Here is a 19197-nt window from a genome sequence, read left to right as displayed (position 1 = left end):
TGGTTTATGGCTGATAGTAGATCCCCTTTATATTCATTTCACCCTTTAATAAAATAATGTGTTGCGATCATGCAACGTCCGGTTATAAATACAGAAACGGTTATCTTTAACACATGCGAATAGGTATTGTTTGCTACCCTACGTTCGGTGGCAGTGGCGTTCTGGCCACAGAATTGGGGAAGGCTTTGGCTCAGAAAGGCCACCAGGTACATTTTATCACGTACCAACAACCCGTCAGGCTGAGCGCTTTTGTTCCCAATATCTATTACCACGAAGTGCAGGTGCCTACTTATCCGTTATTTGATTTTCCTCCTTACGAAACCGCGCTGGCCAGCACAATGGTCAATGTGATCAAGAACCACAATCTCGATCTGCTGCATGTTCACTACGCCATACCTCATGCGTCAGCAGCCTACATGGCTAAAAGAATCTTACAGGAAGAAGGGTACAACATCCCTGTGATCACCACATTGCACGGCACCGATATTACGCTGGTAGGAAAGGATAAGATGTACGCACCTGTCGTATCCTTCTCTATTAATAAAAGCGATGTGATCACTGCCGTTTCGAATAACCTGAGAGAAGAAACCTATGCCACATTCGACATCAAAAAGGAGATTGAAGTGGTCTACAATTTTATCGATGTATCCCGATTCAATCGCAAACCGCTTGACGCTTTTAAAAAAGTGCTGGCGCCGAAAGGCGAACGGATCTTATTACATGCTTCCAACTTCAGACAAGTGAAAAGAGTGCAGGATGTGGTAGAAGTGTTTTATGAAGTACAGAAAAAAATCCCCGCGAAGCTGCTGTTCGTGGGCGATGGGCCCGAGCGGCAGACGGCTGAAGAACGCGGGCACAATCTGAATATATTCGACAAAATGATCTTTGTCGGAAAGCAAGAGCAGATCGAAGATGTGTTCGCTATTGCCGACCTGTTCTTACTGCCTTCAGAATACGAAAGCTTTGGTCTGGCAGCGCTTGAAGCCATGGCTTCCAAAGTGCCTGTTATATCTTCCAACGCCGGTGGGTTAAAGGAAGTGAACATCGATGGCGAAACCGGCTTCACCGCAGATGTGGGAGATGTGAGAACGATGAGCGAAAAGGCCATTGAGATCCTGAAAGACGACGCAACGCTCAATGATTTCCGCCAGCGGGCCTTTGCACACGCACAGCAATATAATATGGATGAGATCATCCCGCAGTATGAGCAGCTCTATCGCCGGTTTTGTAAAGACTGTTAAACGAAAGAGAATCAATGGCCACATCGCCAGCGCCTGATCGGTGCTTATGACGTTCGTTTCAATATGCTTTGTGCACAGTCCGAAGCAATGATCAGCCCGCCTGCCATCATGATGATATCTTTCAAAACTAATCTTCCCGCTCCCGATAAATAAGGAAATCCATAGTGCGGTGTCGGGAAATCTCCACCCAGGTAAGGGACAAAGGTTTCGGGAGTAGTAATGAGAAAGCTGAGCGTCACAATGCTCATTCCGAAAGTAAGCATGCCCCCAATCAAACCTGCTTTCGGAAACCATATGCCGGATAAAACCAATAAACCTATTATAACAATAACGCTTCCCAATCCGTAAGAAAACAGGTAAGTGCCGTTTTCGTGGTGCCAGTCGATGTTTTTCTGAACGGTTTTCCCTTCAGGGTTTTTATACAGCGTGTATTCCGGCACCGGGTCTCCGTTTTCATTAAAAGCCGTTTGGCCCTTGTTATGATAAAAGAAGTTCATCAACGGGCTATTAATCACAAAGGGCACAATGCCATCCGCTTCGTATGGAAAGGCCTTCAGCCCGCCGATCCAGGCCATCACGATAAATATGGCTATCCTCAAGAAATGAATAAAGTAACGCTGGCCCGATGCCATCCATCTGATCATATGTAGTAAGATTTGAAGGGTTATCAATCGTACAAACCTATAACAACGGATGTGGCTGAAGAATGGATAGAACGGGAAATTACATAGATTGTTTTGCCACGATAGAGATGCCTACCTTCTCCCTGAATTGGCTGGGCGATACACCCGTTTCCTTTTTAAAATACCGGCTGAAATAAAACTCATCTTCAAAGTTGAGCCGGGTAGCAATTTCCTTGATGGGTGTATAAGTCAGGTGCAGCAGTTTCTTTGCTTCCAGTACTACCCGCTCCTGTATCAGCTTCAACGGTGGCTTGCCAAAACGGGTCTTGATCTTTTTACTAAAAGCGCTGACGGATAAACCCGCTTTTTCTGCATAATAAGATACCTCTCTTGATCTGGTAAAACCGGCTTCGAGAATACTTTGAAAATCGGTGATGACTGATAAGTCAAGTGCTGCATTCGCACTTGTATCGATTTGCTTTTCTTTTTCTTTACTGCTTAAGGCCAGTATCAACTGCAGGTAGGTTCGGAGGATCGAATGATCAAAGCTATTCTGTGACGACACATAATGCTGCATCTTCTGAATGATGGTGCGAACTTCCTTGAAAACCGGCGCAGGCACTGAAACGTAGGGTTGCCGGTAGATATTATTAAAAAGGATACCGTTGCAGGCTACTTCCTTTTTATGGTATTCAATACAATAAAAATCACCGTGGAAAGACAGCACGTCAATGAGCACATCAGCAGGATCTTTCCATTCAAATGCCTGGTAGGGCGACAGGAAGATAAACGTTTTGCCGCTACAGGTATAGGCCGTAAAGTTTACGGAAAAGGAAGCCGTTCCCTCAAAGATCAGGATGTAATAATAAGGTTCATTAATGCGCTTCGCAAAGCGCGACGAGGGAACCTGCGTGATATCATATAAGGTCTGCAAAATAACAGTCTGTCGTTCTAATACATTTCCTGCATATCCACCAGCTTGCGATAGATGCCGCCTTCAATTTGCATCAGCTCGTGGTGTTTACCGCGTTCCGCGATCTCGCCCTTATTCAGCACGATGATCTCATCGGCGTTGCGAACCGTACTCAGGCGGTGGGCAATCACGAGAGAAGTCCTGTTCTGTGTCATGTTATTGATCGCGTCCTGCACGAGCCTTTCACTTTCGGTATCCAAAGAAGAAGTCGCTTCGTCGAGGATCAATATCGGCGGGTTCTTCAAAACGGCGCGTGCGATCGTAAGCCGTTGCTTTTCACCACCGCTCAGCTTTGAGCCGCGGTCGCCGATATTCGTATCAAATTTCTCAGGTTTTGCTTCGATAAAGCGGAAGGCGTTGGCTACTTTGGCCGCATTCTCAATCTCTTCCTGCGGGGCTTCAGGGTGCGCCAGCGTGATATTGTTACCAATGGTATCATTAAACAGGATAGGCTCCTGGCTTACGATGCCGATCTTATCGCGGATCGAGCTGATGCTGTAGTCTTTGATGTTCCTGCCGTCCACGAGGATCTCTCCATCCGATACGTCATGGAAGCGGGGTACCAGATCAGCCAGGGTGCTTTTCCCGGCGCCACTGCTGCCGACCAGGGCCACTGTTTTCCCTTTCGGAATAAAGAGGTTGATATTTTTTAGGATAGGCGTTTCGTTGTACGAGAAAGACACATTTCTGAATTCAATGCCTTGCTCAAATGATTCCAGTTTTTCAGTCCCGTTATCTTCCACATTCACCGGTGTGTTGAGTATTTCTTCGATGCGCTCAATAGCGGCAGAACCGGCCTGCACATTGAAGAACGAAGAGGACAGGGCTTTTGCCGGGTTGATCATCATCGCAAATATGGCAATGAAGGAGATAAGGTCGCCACCGGTTAAAGAGTCGCCCTTAATAATAAGACTGGCGCCGAAGTAAATGATAATGCATAGCACGGTGACCCCTAACAACTCTGTAAGCGGAGATGCCATATCTCTCCTGGCAGCCATTTTTTTGTGTATGCCTAAAAGAGTATTATTCAGCGTCACAAAACGATTTCTTAAGATCTTCTCTGCTCCGAATGCCTTTATAATCCTGATGCCGCTTAAAGTTTCATCCAGGATCGAAAGTGTGTCGCCCACCCTCATAGCCGCGGCATTACTTTGTTTCTTTAACGTGCGGCTGATGCGTCCGATAATAAAGGCGGTAGCCGGCAAAAGAATCAGCAGGAACATGGAAAGACTAGGACTTAACGCCACCATGGCTACCAGGTAACTAATAACCATGATAGGATCCTTGATCATGCCCTCCATCGTGTTGATGATCGAGCTTTCAATAAGAGCCGCGTCGTTAGTCATCCGGCTCATGATATCTCCCTTTTTTTGTTCGGAGAAGTAACCCACCGGCAGCGAAAGCACCTTGGAGTACATATCATTTTTCAGATGAATGATGATAGAACTCCTTACCGGTACGGATACCAGCGATGAAAGATAAAGCAGCAGGTTTTTTAAAAAAATAGAACCAATCACCAGCAAGCAGCACAACACCACAGCCTGCATTTGCTGACCATTGCCAACAAGTCTTGTAAGTTCGGCGCCCAGGAACTGACCACCCGGAAGTTTATTCAACAGGCTTTGTCCACCGAACCCTTCCACCTTAAAAATGATCGACATTAGTGGTCCGAGCATACCAAGTGATATAACCGATAGCGAAGAAGCCAATACCGTCATTGAAACATAAAGGACGATCTTGCCTTTGTACAAACCGATATACTTAAATATTCTCCTGAATTTTTTCAATTGATTTCAAATTTTAAAGCCCACAAAGGTAACCATTTACTAATTGACCGATGACAAAGAGGCGGAAAGCTTTATCATTTCGCTGCTTTCTGGCCGAACGGTGCAAATCAAGATGCCTGAAACGGATATATAGATGACGTACAGTTTGTCAGAAACCTTTAACCGGGCAGCATTTTTGCTAACTTTGTATAGAGATATGTTAGAAAATAAAAATATTATACAGGACAAAGAAACCGCCATTATCGTCGGTGTCGTGCAGAAAGACCAGACGGAACAGCAGGTAAAGGACTACCTGGACGAATTGGCTTTCCTGGCAGAAACAGCCGGTGCGGAGACCAAAAAGCGCTTCATCCAGAAGCTCCAGCATCCCGATTCACGTACATTTGTAGGAAAAGGCAAACTGGAAGAGATCCGCCAATATGCGGTCAGCAACAATATTCAACTGGTCATTTTTGATGACGAACTGAGTGGCGCGCAGATCAACAATATCCAGAAAGAGATCAAGATCAAAGTAATCGATCGCTCGGATCTGATCCTGGACATTTTTGCCCGCCGCGCTAAGACAGCGCAGGCGCGGACCCAGGTGGAGCTGGCGCAGTACCAATACATCCTGCCGAGGCTTCGCGGTATGTGGAGTCACCTGGAAAGACAGGGTGGTGGAATCGGTTCCAGGGGACCCGGTGAAACGGAAATCGAAACGGACCGCCGTATCGTGCGGGACAAGATCACGCTCCTGCGAAAGAAACTGGCGGAGATCGATAAGCAATCATTCACCCAGCGCAAAGACCGGGGTGAGTTTATCCGCGTCGCGCTGGTGGGTTACACCAACGTGGGCAAGAGTACCATCATGAATTTGCTGAGCAAGCGCGATGTGTTTGCCGAGAATAAACTGTTCGCCACACTGGACACAACCACAAGCAAGGTAGTGTTTGAAAACACACCCTTCCTGCTGAGTGATACGGTTGGATTTATCCGCAAATTGCCGCATCACCTCGTAGAGAGCTTTAAAAGCACGCTGGATGAGGTGCGCGAGGCAGATATTCTATTACATGTGGTAGACATTTCCCATCCCAATTATGAAGATCAGCTGGCGGTGGTCAATAAAACGCTGCAGGAGTTAAAGGCCTTTGAAAAGCCGACCGTTACCATTTTTAACAAGATGGATCTGTACGAGTCTCAAACTTTTGATGAATGGCTGTCTGATGAGACCAAGGAAGAGATCCTGCGGGACTTGTACAGTCGCTGGCAAAATGAGCTCCAGGGGAATGTAGTCTTTGTATCTGCCACCGAGCGCATGAACGTAGAGGGTTTGAGAGAGACGATCTTGAAAAAAGTGAAAGAATTGTATTCGATACGCTATCCTTATAAGACCATGTTTTATTAGCGCTGGCGGTTCGCGGTTGGTGCTTCATTGATTTACCTTTACCTATCATCCCCGCCCGTACCGAAAGGGCACGTTCGGGCGGGTGTCAATTTCCCATGAACAGAGAACTCACCTGGCATTTATTTGCCTTACATCTTAACGAACTTCCATTCAACGCCGAAGCGCTTGCGGAGATAAAAGTAGCGGGCAAAAAGCTGTGCATCTCCCGGGCCAATGACCGGGTCTTTGCCTGTGCCGCTCAATGTCCTCATGCTGCGGTGCCATTATCTGGTGGTTATGTGAATGTTCAGCACCAGATCGTGTGCCCTTTACATAGATATAAGTTCAGCCTCGAGAATGGCCGGAACGTCAGCGGTGAAGGATACTTTTTAAAAACCTACCCGGTAGAGGAACGGGAAGATGGGTGGTATGTAGGATTGTATTAGACAAAAAGAGATATTGCACATCTGAATGCGCATTTTTTTTTATACTTCTGCACAATAGATTGTGCAGGGCATTAGCGTTCTTGAAATATGGATCACTGAATACCGTTTCTTATTACCTCGTCTTCGTATAAGAAGGAGCCCATACTTTGTTCTGCCGCCTGTTGATACGGAAGCGCTTGAATTTAACGATCCAAAGTTTATAAGAATCATAGAGGATTACCACCAGCAGAAAAGCGCTGATAATAAAAAACATCTTAAAGTGAAGCGTCTTGTAAAAGAGGGCGAACACCACACCTCCGATCACATAAGAGATAGCGATTGAACCGATCAACGTCGCTTTATCGCGCATCTCTTTTTTCCTTCTGAATTTTCTGCTGGTAAACATCGCCGCCAATATGCCCAGGTCCGTAGTAGCCCCGGTAAGGTGCGTCGTCTTTACCGCAAAGTTGGAGATGCTGGCTGTAAGACCGTTCTGTAAGCCCATTGCGAACAACAGGAAGGACAGCATCAGCTCAGACTCCTGCAACGTGCCTTTGTACCAATAATCACCGTACACTCCCACGGCTAAGATGCAGCCCAATTCCAGCAAAAGAGGAATCGCATGCGCCAGGTACTTGTTCTTTTCAGAAAGATTGATCACGATGAAATTAGATACAAAACATCCGAAGAAATAAAGGAAGATCCACGAACCCACGAGTGCGATCTGGTACAGGTTTCCCGCTGCCAGTTCCGAAGCGAAAATGGCATAATACCCGGTAACGTTCGATGAAAACGAAAGAAATAATAGAAGAGACGCCACGTTCACCATACCCGCCACCAATGCGGTCAGAACACCCAGTTTCACATTGTCTGCCAAAGATCTGCTATTGCTATATTTACGTAACATGTTTTTAGATTTTTACACAACTCACCTTGGCAATACCACGAATGCCTTTATCAGTATCAAAATTTAACTCCAGTGTGTTTTCCGTCAACCTTGAAATATTATACTGCTCTACGCGGTTATCAGGATAAGTAACGGTCAGGATATTTCCGCGACCCTTGATTTTCCAGTTAGCCACTTTTTTATCGTTGTTGCTGCTCAGCGTTAACGTCCCGTCGGGATGGAAGATCCAGTTTTCAGCTTCTACGATACCCAAATCTGCCGTAGACATTTTCCTGATCTTATTCGGCGTCGAAGCGTTCGCACGACCCACGTGTTCACTATAATAAACACGCTCATATTCCCAATGGATTTCTTTCCAGTTCCCAAGGATCGCTTCCTCCGGGTTGTGATACGACTTGATGGTGAATGATAAGCACCCTAACACCGCAAACACCACGGCTATAATAATAATTACATTTTTCATTGTTATTCTCCTTTTTTGTCACTTAAAAAAAGTACGGTCAGTGACAATGCAAAACTACCTCGGGGGTATTAGAACGGTATAAAGCTCAAATTAGAATCAGATTAGAAAAAATGGGCTCCGGATTAAAAGCGCATTAAAAACAACGTTGATAATCAAACGGATGTCATTTTTTTCTTAATGAAATATTAAAAGGCGGATTAGAACGTTTGCTTGTGCAGAAGTGATAAAGATGCTGCGTGTAGACCCGCTAAATTTATTTTCTTTAATTTGTCCTTTTAATACTCATTTTACAATAAATGCCTTTCAAACTACATACTCCGTTTGCTCCTGCCGGCGATCAGCCGACAGCGATTGCGCAATTGACCGAAGGGGTGCTTGGCGGGGAAAAATACCAGACCTTGTTAGGGGTTACCGGAAGTGGTAAAACCTTTACTATGGCCAATGTGATCCAGAATACGCAAAGGCCGACCCTGATTATTACACACAATAAAACGCTGGTGGCCCAGCTATACGGTGAGTTCAGGCAGTTTTTCCCCGATAATGCGGTAGAATATTTTGTTTCTTATTATGATTATTATCAGCCAGAAGCCTACCTGCCGGTTAGTGACACGTACATAGAAAAGGACCTGGCCATCAATGAAGAGCTGGACAAGCTGAGGTTACGTGCCATCACCAGTTTATTAAGCGGGCGTCGTGATATCATCGTTGTTGCTTCAGTGAGTTGTATCTATGGTGCGGGAAATCCGGCGGATTACGAAAACAGCATTATCCGCATCCATCGCGGTCAGACCATCTCCAGGCAGGCTTTTTTACATGGATTGGTCAATTCCCTGTACACCCGGACCACCATTGAATTCAACCGGGGCACCTTCCGGGTGAAAGGAGATACGGTAGATATCAATCTCCCTTATGTAGACCACGGATACCGGGTTACCTTTTTCGGAGATGAGATCGAAGAGATCGAAAACATAGAAATAGCGAGTGGCAAGCGGATCAGCAAGATTGAAAATGCTGCTATCTTCCCGGCTAACCTGTATGTAGCGCCAAAGGACATGATACAACAGGTGATCTATGAGATCCAGGATGAGATGGCAGCGCAGGTAGAATACTTTAGCAGCACGGGTAAATTGATCGAGGCGCAGCGCATCAAAGAGCGGGTGGAATATGACATCGAAATGATCAAAGAGCTGGGCTATTGCAACGGCATCGAGAACTACTCGAGGTTCTTCGACCGCAGAAGCCCCGGCACGCGACCATTCTGCCTGTTAGATTATTTTCCTAAAGATTATTTGATGATCGTTGATGAGAGTCACCAGACAATGCCGCAGATCAGCGGGATGTATGGTGGTGACCGCAGCCGTAAGTTGATACTGGTAGATTATGGATTTCGCATTCCTTCTGCGTTGGACAACCGCCCGCTGAATTTTCATGAATTTGAAAGCCTGCAAAACCAGGTCATTTATGTGTCGGCAACACCGGACACCTACGAGCTGGAGAAAACCGGTGGCGTAATTGCCGAACAGGTGGTGAGGCCTACAGGCCTGCTCGATCCGCCCATTGAAGTGCGGCCCAGCATCAACCAGATCGATGATCTTTTGGACGAAATCGATAAACGTGTCAAAAAAGGTGATCGCGTGTTGGTGACTACGCTGACCAAACGTATGGCTGAAGAAATGGATAAATACCTGCATCGCATCAATATCAAATCAAAGTATATTCATAGCGAAGTGGATACCTTGGAGCGTGTAGAAATACTGCGGCAGCTTCGGTTAGGCGAGATCGATGTGTTGGTAGGCGTGAACTTATTAAGGGAAGGCCTGGATCTGCCCGAAGTGAGCCTGGTAGCGATCCTTGATGCTGATAAAGAAGGCTTTTTAAGGAATGAAAAATCGCTGACGCAGACGGCGGGCCGTGCAGCCCGGAATGTCGATGGCCTGGTGATATTTTATGCGGATACGATGACCGGCAGCATGCAGCGTACGATTGATGAAACCAATCGACGCCGCGAGAAACAAATCGCCTATAACATAGAACATGGCATTACGCCGCGTACGGTGACTAAATCCAAGGAAGATGTATTCAAGCAGACCAGTGTTTTAGATATTAAAGGTTTTGATGAGAAAGAACCTTTGGCAATCGGGTTTGATGAGGACCTGGTGACCGTTGCAGCCGAAGAGGAGGTGGTTTACAAGACCATCCCTCAAATGGAAAAAGCTATCGCCAGGACAAAAAAGGAGATGGAAAAAGCCGCGCGTGACCTGGATTTCATGGAAGCTGCCCGGCTGCGTGACGAAATGTTCCGGCTGCAGAAAGAGCTGGAAGGCATGAAGTGATCGATGAACACACTCAGGAAGCGCTGATTGCGATAAAGAGAAACTTAAAGATCTATGTCTACCTTTTTAACCGCCGAATGGCGGAAGCTCGCGATGGCTAATTATGCTGTAGATCCGGAAATATTGAAGGACTATCTTCCATACAAAACCGAATTAGATATATGGGAAGATACCTGCTATGTGAGCCTGGTGGGGTTCCTGTTTCTGAATACCAGGCTGGCAGGTATAAAGGTTCCGGGACACGTCAATTTTGAAGAGGTCAACCTGAGATTTTACGTGAAATACAAAGATGGTGCAGAATGGAAGCGCGGCGTTGTTTTTATCAGGGAGATGGTGCCCAGGACAGCGCTGGCCTGGGTAGCCAATACTTTTTATGGTGAACACTATGAAAGATTACCAATGAAACACTCGCTGGACACGGAAGACGGGCGCTTAAGCGTTTCTTACAGCTGGAAGAAAAACCGATGGCACCGGATTGAATTATTAACCGAAGCCAATGCCGCCCAGATATTACCAGGTAGCGAAGCCGAATTCATCACCGAACATTACTGGGGATATACACAAAAAGGAAAAACCAGGACAGGAGCATACGAAGTGCAACATCCCAGGTGGATGGCCTATGATGTACTCAACTATACGATCGACGTTGATTTCAACTTGTTGTATGGTGACCGCTTTTCGTTTTTAAATGAAGCTAGCCCGGTATCCGTTATCCTTGCGGAAGGCTCCGAAGTAGCCGTGAAAACCGGCAGGCGAATTGTCTGAACCCCTGTTACTTCACTTTGCGGTAGTACGTCCATGTGGTGTCGACCGCAGCGGGAACGGTCAGCGTTAAACCGTAAAAAGAAATATCCTGCGGGATCAGCAACGCCTCTGTTACTTCTCATGTCATACATTTTCCAGGTGCCAATCAACGGATGATCCGGATCTTAGCATGTTAAATCTCTTTTTCGTTTTCGTTCATTGAGTTGGGCGGCCGTTGCTCCTTCGCTTTCTTCCAGGCCAAAATATCTCCTCGTTGCTTTTCAGCGCCTGGTACAAGCGTTCTCCGGGCGGCTTTTGCAGCCATATTTTCAACTGTAGCTTTTTTATATGTTCAGGTGTGTCGTGCATTTTCACAGTAGTGATAGTTGTTGAAAATAGCTAAAAGGCAAAAATACCGGCTGAAAATTTTAATACGCTATCTTTGCCTTCACTCATGGGGTGCCTTAATATTACAGGCTGAGATCATACCCAATAACCTGATCCGGGTAATGCCGGCGTAGGGAACAGACAAATACTTTTTGCATCTCCGTGGGTCTTCATCAAACGTATCGATTATGAATTGGAGCGAGTGGACCCAGACATTTATCAATCAGTTGAAAGCTGTACCCCTTCTCGAGTGGCTGGGCGTTGGATTTGGGGTAGCTGAAGTGCTGTTAGCAAAGGCCAATAAGATCTGGTTGTATCCCTGCGGGATCATTGCTGTTACTATCTCCACCTATATCTTCTTTCAATCAGGGCTGTATGCAGAAAGCGCGCTCAATCTTTATTATTTCGTGATGAGTATCTATGGATGGTGGTGGTGGGAAAGGCGAAAAAATCACGAAGTGCCGGAGATCACACGCGCCAGCCGGTCAGACTGGCTGAAAACGATTGGTATTGTCGTTGTCGCATTTACCATTTTATACGGCGTCCTCGTCAATTTTACCGATTCAACAGTACCCGTGTTTGATTCCTGGGTAAGCGCCACCGCCTGGGCAGGCATGTGGCTGCTTGCCAAAAGAAAAATAGAGAATTGGATCCTCCTCAATGTCAGCAACGCCTTTGCGATCCCGCTGCTGATCTATAAAGGATTGCCTTTATATGCCATACTGACCTTATTCCTGTTCATCATAGCTGTAATGGGATATATCCAATGGAATAAAATTGTTAAGCAAAAAACAGCAATAAGTGACTTTAGTTTTGAATAAGCAACAGGTACAGGAGTTCAGAAAGCGTTGCTCATTATCTGAGCAACGAGGCTCATTGACTCCTGCGCTACTCGAAACAGTATATCGCGAGAAATGGTTTAAGTTATTCCTGCCTCGTGATTGGGGTGGGCTCGGGCTTAATCTTCCCGAAGCGCTGAAATATGAGGAAGAGCTGGCGTATATTGACGGCAGTCTGGGTTGGACAGTAACGCTGTGTGCAGGCGCCAATCTTTTTGCAGGATATATTAATGCGCAGAAAGGTGCCAGGATCTTTTCTTCCCGGAAGGTTTGTTTTGGCGGAAGCGGCGCCGTAAGTGGCATTGCGCGGGAAACTGAAAGGGGCTATCGGGTGACCGGCCATTGGAGATATGCCACCGGGGCGCCTCATCTTACCCATTTTACAGCCAATTGCCGCATCGAAAAAAACGGCGTTCCTGTCGTCGATGCTGATGGAACTCCCGTGGTCAGATCGTTCTTCTTCAAAAAGGAAGAGGTGACCATTCACGAGGATTGGGACACCATGGGCCTGAAAGCCACTGCCGGTCATAGTTTCAGCGTGAAGGATCTTGAGGTGGAGCGTGATCGCAGTTTTATAATTGACGAGCAACATCCGACATTAGACCTTGATATTTATAAGTATCCTTTCATGCCGTTTGCAGAAGCAACCATCGCGGTCAATACGCTCGGGATGACCCGGCACTTTTATGAACTGATGGACAGCATCCTGGAAGACCGGCGGCCGAAGCTGGGAGATGGCAACTATGAGGCCATCCGTGAAGAACTGAAGGCACGACAGGACCAAACCGACCGGCTATCGCAGGCACTATATGATCATACAGCCGTGTCCTGGAATGAATTAGTAGCTAAGGGAAAGCTGACCGCGAAAAGCACCCGGCAGATCGCGAAGATCAGCAGACAGTTGGTCCGGGATTGCAGGTCAGCAGTGGCAAGCCTGTATCCTTACTGTGGTTTAGCCGCCACGGGTAAGCATTCTGAGATCAACCGGGTATTCCGGGATATCTTCACCGCCAGCCAGCACGGCTTGCTGACATTGGATTAGTGATAACTTAGGTTTTGAATTTGGCATTGAATGCTCAATGGGAGCCTCCATTACGACGTGTTGGTTTGCGCCTTGCTATACCAGTTAATTGGTGACATCATTAAAATATCGTCATTGCAAATGCAGCGAAGCGGAGTTGAGCCATCTCCACACTTTCAGAAAGTTTGTTTTTTCTTCTTGAAACTCGCCTGGAGCGCCAAATCCAACCGCCAGGGTTTAAAAGTCCTTTGCCAGCTTTTTAATGTCGCCGGCAATGCGACTGATAAAGAGAAACTGATCAACGATCGGTTTAAATTCCACCAGCATATTCCGTGTTTCCGTGTCCACAAGGCCCTGCTGCAGCTCGTGCCGTCTTTTTGAAACCAGTTCGTTCAGCTCATCCTTCAGTTCCATCGGCGCATGATGAGTCACTTCTGTCACCTCTTTGTGTGCGATCAGCAATAATGCTTCCTCCAGTTCCCCGATAATGTCTTCCTTGATGGCATGGAAGTCTTCATCTCCATATTTGTTTGTGAAATTTCGGGCAAACCCTGCCAGCGATACAATGTGCGAGTTAAGCGTATAGATCAGTACCACCATCTGGTGGATCTTCTTGATATCGCCTTGCTTACTCTTTGGTTCATTCATCATCCGCGTAAAGCCGCCCGACAAATTAGCCTGTTCAATAAAAGCATCCTTGCGGCTCAGTTTATACTGAAGGTCGTTCAGCGTTTGCGTAGCGAAAGTGGTGGCTACAGTTTCAAAGTATTGCTTCGACGCTTTCAGCGCGTTGGTGATGTAGGTATTCAGCTGCGTCTTTTCCCAGGAGGGAACCAGTACATAGGCCGCCACGAACGCGATAATCGAGCCCACCGTGGTATCAATCAGCCGGCTTTTAAAGATCTCGTAAAAAGAATGACTATTCAGCAGGTAGAAAAAGATCATGATATAAGCCGTCATGAAAATCACACTTACCAGGTACTTGGTGCGCATGAAACTATACGTAATGATCATTAACAAGATCAGCGCTACAAATTTTCCGTTTTGCGTCGGGATCAAAAACAGGAGCGCGAGTCCGATCAGGGCGCCCACAAAGGTCCCGATCAACCTTTGATAATTGCGTTGCCGCGTGATGCTGTAAGTAGGTTTTAGGATCACAATAATCGTCAGTAATACCCAATAACTGTATTGTAGTTGCAGCAGGTGCGCGATCGTGTAGCCTAGCACACAGGCCAGTGTTACCCGCAGTGCGTGCCGGAAGCTATTCGATTTAAGCGAAAAGTTTTCTTTCAGAATATCGATATCCAGGTCCGTTTTCGTGACAAAACGTTCATAGTCTCCGGACAACTTATAAGCTTTAACCTTCTTCCGGTCATAGCGGGTGTAGTGGTGCAGCGTATAAATCCTCAGGGTGATCTCTTCTACCGATTGCAGCAGCTTGCGCATATTAGCCAGTGCATCAAAGGTCTCCGGCGTGCGGTATTTTTTCACAAAATCCTCGTACGCAGTCTGCAGTATTTTCAATTCGTTATTCAGCTTCCGGGAAGCGCGGGGCGGACGGCCGCTTTGTACCGATAATCCGATCTGGTGCAGCTCATCCACGATCACATAGATCATGCGCTGAAACGCAGACAGGATGCCGCTTTCGTCAAAGCGCTTGTGCATTGACTCATAGTTGTAAAAAGTTGCAGAAGACTTTTCAAACAGGTCAATCGACTCTACAAAGATGATCAGCAGCGTTCGCCCGGTAACAGTGGATTCTTTAACAATATTGCGGCTTTTAAACAACATTTCACGCAGCAGGGTTTGTTTATCCTGGATCTGCTGCTGTTGCTCCATCAGCATCTTATAGATCTTGTCATAATCAGCGCCCTTGTTATAAAATAAGGCGCGGGTATTAAAATAGTCTGCAATAGCAATGATGTTGTCACCCAGGGCCTGCTGAATAATCTTATATGGCCGCACCCCGAAGAGTGCCAGGCTGAGGGTCATATACCACAAACCACCGATCAGTAGGAATACGCCATGCGTAAGTACGTTCCAGCCATCGCCCTGCATATCCAGGGTTAGTATCATGATCAGTATGCCCGCAAACCCAATAGAATTGACACGCGCGCCATAGGCTCCTATAAAGCTCAATGCAAAGCAGAACACGCCAATGCCGATTCCCAGCAGCAACACATGGTGGTTGATAAAGCCGGTAATAACGGAAACCAGGAATATCAGTAACGTGGATACCAACATGCCATTGCGCCGCTGATGAATAGGCCCCGGAATATCAGAAGTGCTGACAGCCATGGCGCCGATCGACAGGATCAGTCCTGTTTCCAGTTTGTCAAAATAACTGAAGGCAATAGCAGGTAAGGTAATTCCAATAGTGATGCGTATCGCCTCATTGAAATAATAACTGTTTACAAATTTTTTATATTCTCTGATGTAGTCCACTGTGCTTGGTTTAAGCTGGTTGAATGTTGTTTAACAATGTTGATGGCTTGACACTAATTCAACAGCCATTAACCCATATTCAGCCATGATTCAACAACTAATACTGGTTTAAGCTGGTTGAATGTTGTTTAACAATGTTGATGGCTTGACACTAATTCAACAACCATTAACCCATATTCAGCCATGATTCAACACTAATACTGGTTTAAGCTGGTTGAATGTTGTTTAACAATGTTGATGGCTTGACACTAATTCAACAACCATTAATCCATATTCAGCCATGATTCAACAACTAATACTGGTTTAAGCTGGTTGAATAGGGTTTAACAATGTTGAAGGGTTGCGTACATATTCAACAACTATGACCTATGTTCAGCCATGATTCAACAACTAATACTGGTTTAAGCCGGTTGAATGTTGTTTAACAATGTTGATGGCTTGACACTAATTCAACAACCACTGACCTATATTCAGCCATGATTCAACAACTATTCAACCTCCTTCAAGCGCGCTCCTATGCCCGGTACTTCCGGCACCTCAATGACACCGTTGGCTTTGTATGCAATGCCCCCTTCAACGGGGTCTTCACTAAACATCAGGGCCGTATCAAAGTCAAAGTAAATAATACGATCGCTGCACAAAGCCAGGTGTGCAAAAGCGGTCATCGCCAAACGCGATTCCAGGAAAGCACCGATCTGGATATTCATACCTGCGGCCTCTGCAAGCCGGATCATCTTCAGCGCTTTGAAGATGCCGCCGCTCTTACCCAATTTAATATTGATCAGGTCGCAGGCCTGCAAGTCGATCAGGCGTTCGACATCATGATGATCGCAGCAGGTTTCGTCACTCATGATCGGGATCGGACTTTGCTTCCTGATCTCCGGCAATTGCATGAACGCCCAGCGGGGTAAGGGCTCTTCGCAGTGCTGTATGCCCAAAGGCGCCAGTGCCTTCAACGTTTCCAGCGCTTCGTCAAACTGCCAGCCCTGGTTAGCGTCCACCCGGATAGGAATGTCCTTCCCTACCGCCTTTCTGATCGCTTCAATACGTGCAACATCCTCCGCCCCGTTTTTGCCGATCTTTACTTTGATGACAGGGAATCCCTTTTCTTTAATTTGTAACGCATCAGCCGCCATCTTTGTTGCATCGCCTACGCTTACCGTATAGTCGGTCGCGATGGTCTTATTCTTTTTCCCGCCCAGGTATTGGTATAATGGTAAGCCCGCTTGTTGAGAGGCCAGGTCATACAGCGCCATATCAAAGGCGCTTTTAATGCTGTTATTGCCGTAGATCAGCTGATCCAGCTCTTTCAAACGTTCCTCGATTTGCAGGGCATCCTTTCCCTGCCACGCGGCTTTAAAATAGTTGGCTACCACCAGGCCGGTGTCTGCCGTCTCGCCGTTGATGCTCATGAACGGGCTGCACTCTCCCCAGCCGGTAAGCCCCTGATCGGTGTGGATCACCACCACCACATTATCGGCGCTATAAATCGGACCCAGGGATATGACAAACGGCTCTTTCAGTGGAACCGATATTTTATGTGTTTCGATGCGGGTGATAATCAATTGTGCATGCATGGTTTAAAAGTACGTTGTAAAGTTGAAAAGTCGGTCAGTTCGTACAACACTATACGATGTTCCGGCTTTCCATTATAACCCTATAAACTTATTTTTTACGGCGAATAGCAATTACAATATATTCGCATCCAAATTAGATCGCTGCATGAGTCTACCAGCAAAACATTTGAAGGTCAAAACCTCTACCATCCCACAATCCGGAAAGGGATTATTTGTAACAGTTGATGTTCCCAAGGGATCCATTATAACCGAATACGTGGGCCGACGAGCCACCTGGCCGGAAGTAGAAAACGATGCAGACAATCCCTACATTTATTATATCGATGATGATCACGTCATTGATGCTTCCAGGGACCTGAAGTCTTATGGCCGCTATGCCAACGATGCATCAGGCCTCACAAAAGTGCCCGGGCTGAAGAACAATACCGAATATTTCGAAGAAGATAACCGGGTGTATCTGAGAGCGAAGACCAATATTGCCGCGGGCAGTGAAATACTCGTGTCTTACGGACGTGACTACTGGAAGCAGGTCAGAGACAATATCAAGCTGGACGCTGCAGAAAAGAAATAGGCCTGGTGCTGAATGCTGGTGTTGATGACGCGGGCGGGTATCTGCCCAGCTCCATATCAGCTATCCGAGCTTGTAGAAAGTTGCCATATGTTCAAACCGCATCCGGTTGCCGTTTGTGTGGCGCAGACGAAGCCCTACACCCTAAATGAATGAGACTGCACGGAAAATGATTCTTTGTTGCATCTGGCAATGCATCCTGGGATCAGGAAAATTAATAGCTATTTGTGTATTCGTGGCATAACCACTTATGCATTCGCCCTATGGCCTTCCACCTTTTATCCGCCTCTTTATGGCTTAGGCTTATCTTTGCAGCATATCAATTTTATAGAACGTGGAGAAAAGCAATTTTGTAGACCAGATACGTGTTTTTTGCAGAAGTGGTCATGGCGGTGCCGGTATCAAGCATTTTTTAAGGGATAAGTTCACAGCCAAAGGTGGACCCGATGGCGGTGACGGAGGTCGTGGCGCGCATATCATTTTGAAAGGCAACCGCAACCTCTGGACCCTGCTGCACCTGCGTTATCATAAAAATGTGTTAGCCGAAGACGGTGAAAGCGGCGGGCATAACAAATGTACCGGCCGCAGCGGGAAGGATATTATCCTCGAAGTGCCGTTGGGAACGGTAGCGATGGATGAAGAAACCGGAACCATAGAAGCTGAAATTCTCGAAGACGGACAGGAAGTAGTTTGGCTGCCTGGCGGAAGGGGCGGCTTAGGCAATCATAACTTCGCAACACCCACCAACCAGGCACCTGAATATGCGCAGCCGGGACTGCCGGGCGTAGAAGGTTGGAAAGTGCTGGAGCTGAAAGTGCTTGCCGATGTAGGATTGGTGGGCTTTCCCAACGCGGGCAAGTCGACCTTGCTGTCTGTGATCACCGCCGCAAAGCCAAAAATCGCTGATTATGCCTTCACTACTATTACCCCCAACCTCGGTATTGTCGCCTACCGCGACGGACGAAGCTTTTGTATCGCCGATCTGCCCGGTATCATTGAGGGCGCAGCCGAAGGGCGTGGGCTGGGACATCGTTTTCTGAGACATATTGAGCGCAACCCCGTATTGCTCTTCCTGATCCCTGCCGACAGTAATGATCATAAAAAAGAATTCGATATATTATTAAACGAGCTCGAACAATACAATGAAGAGTTGCTGCACAAGGAAATGCTGATCGCTATCAGCAAGAGCGATATGCTCGACGATGAGCTGAAACAGGCCATCAGTGCAGAAATGCCATCCAACATCCCTCATTACTTTATTTCTTCAGTGGCACAAAAAGGCCTGCTCGAATTGAAAGATGCGCTTTGGAAAGCCCTTAATACAAAGGAAGACGAGGCGTAATTTTCATCTTATTGCAATCAGATATGTAACATCGACCCCACAGGTTTTTAAAACCTGTGAGGTCGATGCATTTTGTGGGGGAACCATCTCATCTGCAACGACAAGGAAGCCTCCTGGCCATGTAACTATAACTACATGACAGTACAGGACAGTTCAATC

17 protein-coding genes and 1 riboswitch are annotated in these 19197 nt (G+C 46.7%); of the genes, 9 read left to right on the top strand and 8 right to left on the bottom strand.

Annotated elements, in window-relative coordinates:
• Positions 1-113 precede the first annotated feature (113 nt).
• Positions 114-1241, top strand: coding sequence for an N-acetyl-alpha-D-glucosaminyl L-malate synthase BshA (bshA, locus tag ACU37H_RS09430; protein WP_472701775.1), 1128 nt, complete (start codon positions 114-116; stop codon positions 1239-1241).
• Between the two features lie 44 nt (positions 1242-1285).
• Here the strand turns inward: bshA and ACU37H_RS09425 are convergent, their stop codons facing one another.
• The 3 genes from ACU37H_RS09425 to ACU37H_RS09415 all read right to left on the bottom strand — a co-directional run bounded on the left by ACU37H_RS09425 (position 1286) and on the right by ACU37H_RS09415 (position 4624).
• Positions 1286-1885: a DUF417 family protein gene (locus ACU37H_RS09425; protein WP_472701776.1), complete on the bottom strand. Its 600-nt coding sequence runs from the start codon at positions 1883-1885 to the stop codon at positions 1286-1288.
• Positions 1886-1964: 79 nt separating this feature from the next.
• On the bottom strand, positions 1965-2798 hold the full coding sequence (locus ACU37H_RS09420) for an AraC family transcriptional regulator (protein WP_472701777.1): 834 nt from the start codon (positions 2796-2798) through the stop codon (positions 1965-1967).
• A 17-nt stretch (positions 2799-2815) separates the two neighbouring features.
• Positions 2816-4624 (bottom strand): ABC transporter ATP-binding protein, encoded by a 1809-nt coding sequence (locus ACU37H_RS09415; protein ID WP_472701778.1) that lies wholly within the window; start codon positions 4622-4624, stop codon positions 2816-2818.
• A 196-nt stretch (positions 4625-4820) separates the two neighbouring features.
• Here ACU37H_RS09415 and hflX point away from each other — a divergent pair, with 196 nt between their 5' ends.
• Positions 4821-6008: a GTPase HflX gene (hflX, locus tag ACU37H_RS09410; RefSeq protein ID WP_472701779.1), complete on the top strand. Its 1188-nt coding sequence runs from the start codon at positions 4821-4823 to the stop codon at positions 6006-6008.
• A gap of 95 nt (positions 6009-6103) precedes the next feature.
• Positions 6104-6433, top strand: coding sequence for a Rieske (2Fe-2S) protein (locus ACU37H_RS09405; RefSeq protein WP_472701780.1), 330 nt, complete (start codon positions 6104-6106; stop codon positions 6431-6433).
• 112 nt (positions 6434-6545) lie between these two features.
• Here ACU37H_RS09405 and ACU37H_RS09400 read toward each other — a convergent pair whose 3' ends face one another.
• Both ACU37H_RS09400 and ACU37H_RS09395 read right to left on the bottom strand, forming a co-directional pair.
• Entirely contained in the window at positions 6546-7319 is a 774-nt protein-coding gene (locus tag ACU37H_RS09400; protein WP_472701781.1) for a YoaK family protein, read from the bottom strand.
• Between the two features lie 4 nt (positions 7320-7323).
• Positions 7324-7782, bottom strand: coding sequence for a lipocalin family protein (locus tag ACU37H_RS09395; protein WP_472701782.1), 459 nt, complete (start codon positions 7780-7782; stop codon positions 7324-7326).
• Positions 7783-8078: 296 nt separating this feature from the next.
• Between ACU37H_RS09395 and uvrB the strand changes: the two genes are divergently transcribed.
• Together uvrB and ACU37H_RS09385 are read left to right on the top strand one after the other, a co-directional pair.
• Positions 8079-10115, top strand: a complete 2037-nt coding sequence (gene uvrB / locus ACU37H_RS09390; protein WP_472701783.1) for an excinuclease ABC subunit UvrB — start codon at positions 8079-8081, stop codon at positions 10113-10115.
• A gap of 54 nt (positions 10116-10169) precedes the next feature.
• The gene (locus ACU37H_RS09385; protein WP_472701784.1) at positions 10170-10880 is read left to right on the top strand and encodes a YqjF family protein; all 711 of its coding nucleotides are present in this window, start codon (positions 10170-10172) and stop codon (positions 10878-10880) included.
• A gap of 172 nt (positions 10881-11052) precedes the next feature.
• On the opposite strand, the gene ACU37H_RS09380 is transcribed toward ACU37H_RS09385, so the two are convergent.
• Positions 11053-11184, bottom strand: coding sequence for a hypothetical protein (locus ACU37H_RS09380; RefSeq protein ID WP_472701785.1), 132 nt, complete (start codon positions 11182-11184; stop codon positions 11053-11055).
• 120 nt (positions 11185-11304) lie between these two features.
• Positions 11305-11400: riboswitch (TPP riboswitch) on the top strand.
• Positions 11401-11434: 34 nt separating this feature from the next.
• Between ACU37H_RS09380 and pnuC the strand changes: the two genes are divergently transcribed.
• Both pnuC and ACU37H_RS09370 read left to right on the top strand, forming a co-directional pair.
• Complete coding sequence (pnuC, locus tag ACU37H_RS09375) at positions 11435-12067, top strand: nicotinamide riboside transporter PnuC (protein WP_472701786.1); 633 nt, start codon at positions 11435-11437, stop codon at positions 12065-12067.
• The gene (locus ACU37H_RS09370) at positions 12048-13127 is read left to right on the top strand and encodes an acyl-CoA dehydrogenase family protein (protein WP_472701787.1); all 1080 of its coding nucleotides are present in this window, start codon (positions 12048-12050) and stop codon (positions 13125-13127) included. The genes pnuC and ACU37H_RS09370 overlap by 20 nt, the downstream gene beginning before the upstream one ends.
• A gap of 216 nt (positions 13128-13343) precedes the next feature.
• On the opposite strand, the gene ACU37H_RS09365 is transcribed toward ACU37H_RS09370, so the two are convergent.
• Together ACU37H_RS09365 and ACU37H_RS09360 are read right to left on the bottom strand one after the other, a co-directional pair.
• The gene (locus tag ACU37H_RS09365) at positions 13344-15551 is read right to left on the bottom strand and encodes an FUSC family protein (RefSeq protein WP_472701788.1); all 2208 of its coding nucleotides are present in this window, start codon (positions 15549-15551) and stop codon (positions 13344-13346) included.
• Between the two features lie 488 nt (positions 15552-16039).
• Positions 16040-17128 carry a mandelate racemase/muconate lactonizing enzyme family protein gene (locus tag ACU37H_RS09360; protein ID WP_472701789.1) on the bottom strand — a complete coding sequence of 363 codons (1089 nt, stop codon included), beginning with the start codon at positions 17126-17128 and terminating at the stop codon, positions 16040-16042.
• A 145-nt stretch (positions 17129-17273) separates the two neighbouring features.
• Here ACU37H_RS09360 and ACU37H_RS09355 point away from each other — a divergent pair, with 145 nt between their 5' ends.
• Both ACU37H_RS09355 and obgE read left to right on the top strand, forming a co-directional pair.
• Positions 17274-17699, top strand: a complete 426-nt coding sequence (locus ACU37H_RS09355) for an SET domain-containing protein (RefSeq protein ID WP_472701790.1) — start codon at positions 17274-17276, stop codon at positions 17697-17699.
• 331 nt (positions 17700-18030) lie between these two features.
• Positions 18031-19038, top strand: a complete 1008-nt coding sequence (gene obgE, locus ACU37H_RS09350) for a GTPase ObgE (RefSeq protein WP_472701791.1) — start codon at positions 18031-18033, stop codon at positions 19036-19038.
• Positions 19039-19197: the final 159 nt, after the last annotated feature.

Source organism: Niabella sp. ZPM-14 (assembly GCF_055693045.2).
This window is presented reverse-complemented; position numbering and strand designations above follow the sequence as displayed.